This window comes from Mycobacterium sp. (assembly GCF_049280035.1).
Lineage (GTDB): Bacteria > Actinomycetota > Actinomycetes > Mycobacteriales > Mycobacteriaceae > Mycobacterium.
This window is the reverse complement of sequence record NZ_JBAPPI010000043.1, coordinates 1-4,243: the sequence shown is the minus strand read 5'-3', so window position 1 is coordinate 4,243 and position 4,243 is coordinate 1. Positions and strand designations below refer to the sequence as shown.

Below are 4,243 nucleotides of genomic sequence, written 5' to 3'. Positions count from 1 at the left end.
GACGGCGATCACGCCCGCCACGACTAGTAGATAGCCGGGCCAGCGCAACACATCGATCATCGACTCGCCTGCATGTGACCGTGTCGTCCGCACATGGTCAACGGGGTCACGATAGGTGTCACCCATGAGTGCGTCCCCTTTCCCAGCCGTTTGGGCCGTGCCTACAACGGTAGAACTCCCGGTGACGGCGCGAAAGTAGTTGCCAAGAGTCCGGTCAACCAGGCAGAACGGGTCCCGCGATCGGAGGCACGCCCATTGTGAGCGTCACAAGCATCAGCATCAAAAGAAACCACCCGGCACCCTGCCACGCCCACCAGATGCCACGGTCCCGCCAGATGCGATAAGTGCGCAGAAACGCCCAGCACCCAGCTGCCAGCAGCATCAGCGGAGCGCCAAAGGCCAGGATGGTGAGCTGGGGCGCACCACACGCCGCGGTGTCGATGGCCATCGCGCCTTTACAAGTGCTGGCCCACAGCGCGGCCACGACGAGGAACGCCACCCCTGCAATCGCGGCCACAATCGTGAACCGGACGGCGGCATGCACTTCGTGGTCCTCCTGCCCAAGGTGGTCGCCGCCTGTGTGCTGACGTTGTGGTTGCATCCTGAACCTCTATCCTGCGTCCGGGTGCTCTTGGATCCACCGCGGAACCTCACCGTTATCACGCGCCGCCACACGCGCCACACCGGTATACCCCATGGTCAGCCTGCGGTAAACACGCACCGGAGGGCCGCGATCGCCTCGTCGATCTCGGCGCGCGCAACGGTTAGCGCCGGCCGGAAACGCACGCTGACTTCACCGCTGGGCAGCAGGATCAGCCCGCGTTGCCACAACCGGCGGAGCAACTCATCGCGGTCGGTCGTGGTCGGCAGGCTCAACGCGCACATCAAGCCGCGGCCACGAACGTCGAGCACGACTGCCGGGAAGTCGTCGGCGAGATCGTCGAGGCGTGCCCGTAAATAGCGGCCCATAGCGGCGGCGTTCTCGAACAACTCGTCGGTTTCGATGACCTCCAAGATGCGCCGCGCGCGGACCATGTCGGTGAGGTTGCCGCCCCAGGTCGAGTTGATCCGGGAAGTCACCGCGAACACGTTGTCCGCGATTTCGTCGACCTTCCGTCCTGCCATCACCCCGCATACCTGCGTCTTCTTACCGAACGCAACCACGTCAGGCACAACGCCCAATTGCTGGTAGGCCCAAGCGGTTCCAGTCAAACCGCAGCCTGTCTGCACCTCGTCGAAGATCATCAGCGCGTCGTATTCATCGCACAGCGCGCGCATCGCGGCGAAGAACTCAGGGCGGAAGTGCCGGTCGCCACCCTCGCCCTGAATGGGTTCGGCGACAAAGCAGGCGATGTCGTGTGGGTAAGCCTCGAATGCGGCCCGAGCCTGTCGCAGCGATTCGGCTTCCAACGCGTCGATGTCGACGTCGGGACCTAGATACGGCGCGTCGATGCGCGGCCAGTCGAACTTGGGGAAGCGAGCAACCGCGACCGGGTTGCTGTTGGTCAGCGACAGCGTATAGCCGCCGCGGCCGTGAAACGCTCCACGCAAATGCAACACCCGAGTGCCCAGCTCCGGGTCAATGCCACGTGCTTCGTTGTGCCGGCTCTTCCAGTCGAACGCGACCTTCAGCGCGTTCTCCACCGCCAGTGCACCGCCGTCGACGAAAAACAGATGCGGCAGGGCCGGATCGCCCAGCACCCGGACGAAGGTTTCGACGAAGCGGGCCATCGGCACCGAGTACACGTCGGAGTTACTCGGTTTGTTGACCGCGGCGTCGGTGAGCTCGGCACGGAACTCGTCGTCGTAGGCCAGCGCCGGGTGGTTCATGCCCAGCGCCGACGAGGCGAAGAACGTGAACATGTCCAGGTAGCGCCGGCCATCGCGGGCATCGACCAGATACGAGCCGGCCGAGCGATCCAGGTCCAGCACGAAATCCAGGCCGTCGACCAGGATGCTGCGCGCCAGTACCTGGTGGACCCGGTCAGCTTCGAGTTGCCGACCGGCCACAAGGTTGGGTGTCAGTACGCCAGTCATGACACCCACCGTATCAGTAATTTTTACGGTATTTTGACGCCACACAGTAACTATTACGGTACAAATTGTCGATCATCGTAAAAAGTCTGTAAAATGATCGTGCTGCGCGTTCGCACGTCGGCGGCTGTCCGGATCTGCTGCAACAGCTCTTCAAGCGCCCGCGGGGACTCAACGCGCACCAGCAAGATGTAACTTTCCTCACCGGCCACCGAATGACACGACTCGATCGCCTCGATGTGTTGCAGGCGAGCCGGCGCATCATCGGGTTGAGAGGGATCGAGAGGAGTGATGGCCACGAACGCCGACAACAAATGTCCCACCGCTTCGGGATCGATCCGCGCCGAGTATCTGGTGACGACGCCGCGAGACTCCAGCCTGCGCACCCGCGACTGGACCGCCGAGACCGACAGTCCAGCGCTCGCGGCCAACTCCGACAATGTCGCGCGGCCGTCGGCGACCAGCGCGCGCACCAGGATCCGGTCGATGTCGTCGAGCGTGTCAGCCATCAGTCCATCCTTAGGAAACCGGCGGCTTCAGCGATCCGCGAAGTGGGGACTTCCGTCATGTGGGGGCGGAATTTGTCGTGGCTCAAAGGTACTGTTCCTTTCGGGATCGGACTGGTCCTTCGTGCGGCGTCGGGAGGCGCACCGCAGAGAAGAATCTGGGGCTGAGTAGGAACCATGAAGGTGCTGGTTTCAGCCATCAGAGATGTCACGGCCGGAGAGTATCGCAGCGATCGGGCATGGTGAGCTGCGTGAAGAAGTTGGCGACCTGGCAGCTACGGGCGCGATTGGCTGCCGGGTTGTCAGCCATGTACGGCAGCGAGGTGCCCGCGTACGCCACGCTGGTCGAGGTGAGCACCCAGGTCAACCGTGATTGCGCCGCCCACAATGCGGGCGCGCAGCTGCTGGGCTCGTTGTCCAGGGTGTCCGCCGAGCGGCACGGCGCGATCCGGGTCGGCACGCCGGATGAGTTGGCTACTGTCGCCGACCTTTTCTGCGCCTTCGGCATGGTCCCGGTGGGCTACTACGATCTGCGCGACGCCGTCTCACCGGTTCCGGTGGTGTCCACGGCGTTTCGACCCATCGACGCGCAAGAGTTGGCGCGCAACCCATTTCGGGTGTTTACCTCGATGCTGGCGCTTCGCGATTCGCGTTTCTTCGACGCCGGCTTGCGGGCCCGGGTGCAGACGTTTTTGGGACGCCGCCAACTGTTCGACCCGGCGTTGATCGCGCGGGCCCGAATTATCGCGGCCGACGGCGGCTGCGCTGCCGACGAGGCCGACGACTTTGTCGCCCGGGCCGTGGCAGCATTCGCGCTGTCACACCAACCGATCGAAAAGTCTTGGTATGACGAGCTATCGCGGGTATCGGCGGTAGCCGCCGATATCGCCGGTGTCACGTCCACTCACATCAATCACCTCACGCCGCGGGTGCTCGACATCGACGAGCTGTACCGGCGGATGACCGCGCGCGGCGTCACGATGATCGAGGCCATCCAGGGACCGCCCCGTTGGGACGGACCCGCGGTGCTGTTGCGCCAGACGTCGTTTCGTGCACTCGCTGAGCCACGCCGGTTTCGCACCGACGACGGGACAGTTATCGAGGGTTCGCTGCGGGTCCGCTTCGGCGAGGTCGAGGCACGTGGCGTGGCGCTGACGCCCAAGGGCCGGGAGCGTTACGACGCGGCGATGGGCGCGACCGACCCCGCCGCAGTGTGGGACCAGTACTTTCCAGCGACCGACGATGAGATGGCCGCCCAGGGGCTGGCCTACTACCGCGGCGACAACCCATCCAAACCCGTTGTCTACGAGGACTTCCTGCCAGCCTCAGCGGCCGGAATCTTCCGGTCCAATCTGGACCGCGACACCCAGGCCAACGAGGCCGCCGACGATTCCGGCTACAGCATGGACTGGATGGCGGGAGCGATCGACCGCCGCATCCACGACCCTTACCTGCTCTACGAATCGCTCTGCAAGGAGGCACTTGCGTGACCACCACCGCCACCGTTGACGAGTTGCGCACCCGCGCGCGCCGGGTGCTGGACGCAGTCGGCTGCGACCTAACCGACACCGCCCTCGGTGAGCCGGGCGGGCACGGACTGCCGGCAAGCACGCCGATCACCGGCGACGTCTTGTTTACCGTCGAGCAGACCACCTCGGAGCAGGCCGAGCGCAGCATTACCGATGCCGCGCAAGCGTTTTCCA

Annotated in this window: 4 protein-coding genes and 2 pseudogenes; 2 read left to right on the top strand and 4 right to left on the bottom strand. The window is 64.5% G+C overall.

Features of this window, described 5'->3' with window-relative positions; genetic code table 11:
* The 4 genes and pseudogenes from WAN71_RS01405 to WAN71_RS01390 form a co-directional block, all read right to left on the bottom strand.
* Positions 1-126, bottom strand: a pseudogene (locus WAN71_RS01405) (LapA family protein); the annotation flags it as partial.
* 88 nt (positions 127-214) lie between these two features.
* On the bottom strand, positions 215-601 hold the full coding sequence (locus WAN71_RS01400) for a hypothetical protein (protein ID WP_422223613.1): 387 nt from the start codon (positions 599-601) through the stop codon (positions 215-217).
* A gap of 98 nt (positions 602-699) precedes the next feature.
* Positions 700-2,037: an L-lysine 6-transaminase gene (gene lat, locus WAN71_RS01395; RefSeq protein WP_422223612.1), complete on the bottom strand. Its 1,338-nt coding sequence runs from the start codon at positions 2,035-2,037 to the stop codon at positions 700-702.
* Between the two features lie 53 nt (positions 2,038-2,090).
* Positions 2,091-2,543, bottom strand: coding sequence for an Lrp/AsnC family transcriptional regulator (locus tag WAN71_RS01390; RefSeq protein ID WP_422223611.1), 453 nt, complete (start codon positions 2,541-2,543; stop codon positions 2,091-2,093).
* Between the two features lie 236 nt (positions 2,544-2,779).
* Between WAN71_RS01390 and WAN71_RS01385 the strand changes: the two genes are divergently transcribed.
* Together WAN71_RS01385 and WAN71_RS01380 are read left to right on the top strand one after the other, a co-directional pair.
* On the top strand, positions 2,780-4,030 hold the full coding sequence (locus WAN71_RS01385; protein ID WP_422223610.1) for a 2-oxoadipate dioxygenase/decarboxylase family protein: 1,251 nt from the start codon (positions 2,780-2,782) through the stop codon (positions 4,028-4,030).
* Positions 4,027-4,243, top strand: a pseudogene (locus WAN71_RS01380) (aldehyde dehydrogenase family protein); the annotation flags it as partial. The gene WAN71_RS01385 and the pseudogene WAN71_RS01380, both read left to right, overlap by 4 nt.

Bases quoted from the DNA above. Each gene is read 5' to 3' on its own strand.
- WAN71_RS01400 (WP_422223613.1), bottom strand. From the start codon at position 601: ATGCAACCACAACGTCAGCACACAGGCGGCGACCACCTTGGGCAGGAG.
- lat (WP_422223612.1), bottom strand. From the start codon at position 2,037: ATGACTGGCGTACTGACACCCAACCTTGTGGCCGGTCGGCAACTCGAA.
- WAN71_RS01390 (WP_422223611.1), bottom strand. From the start codon at position 2,543: ATGGCTGACACGCTCGACGACATCGACCGGATCCTGGTGCGCGCGCTG.
- WAN71_RS01385 (WP_422223610.1), top strand. From the start codon at position 2,780: ATGGTGAGCTGCGTGAAGAAGTTGGCGACCTGGCAGCTACGGGCGCGA.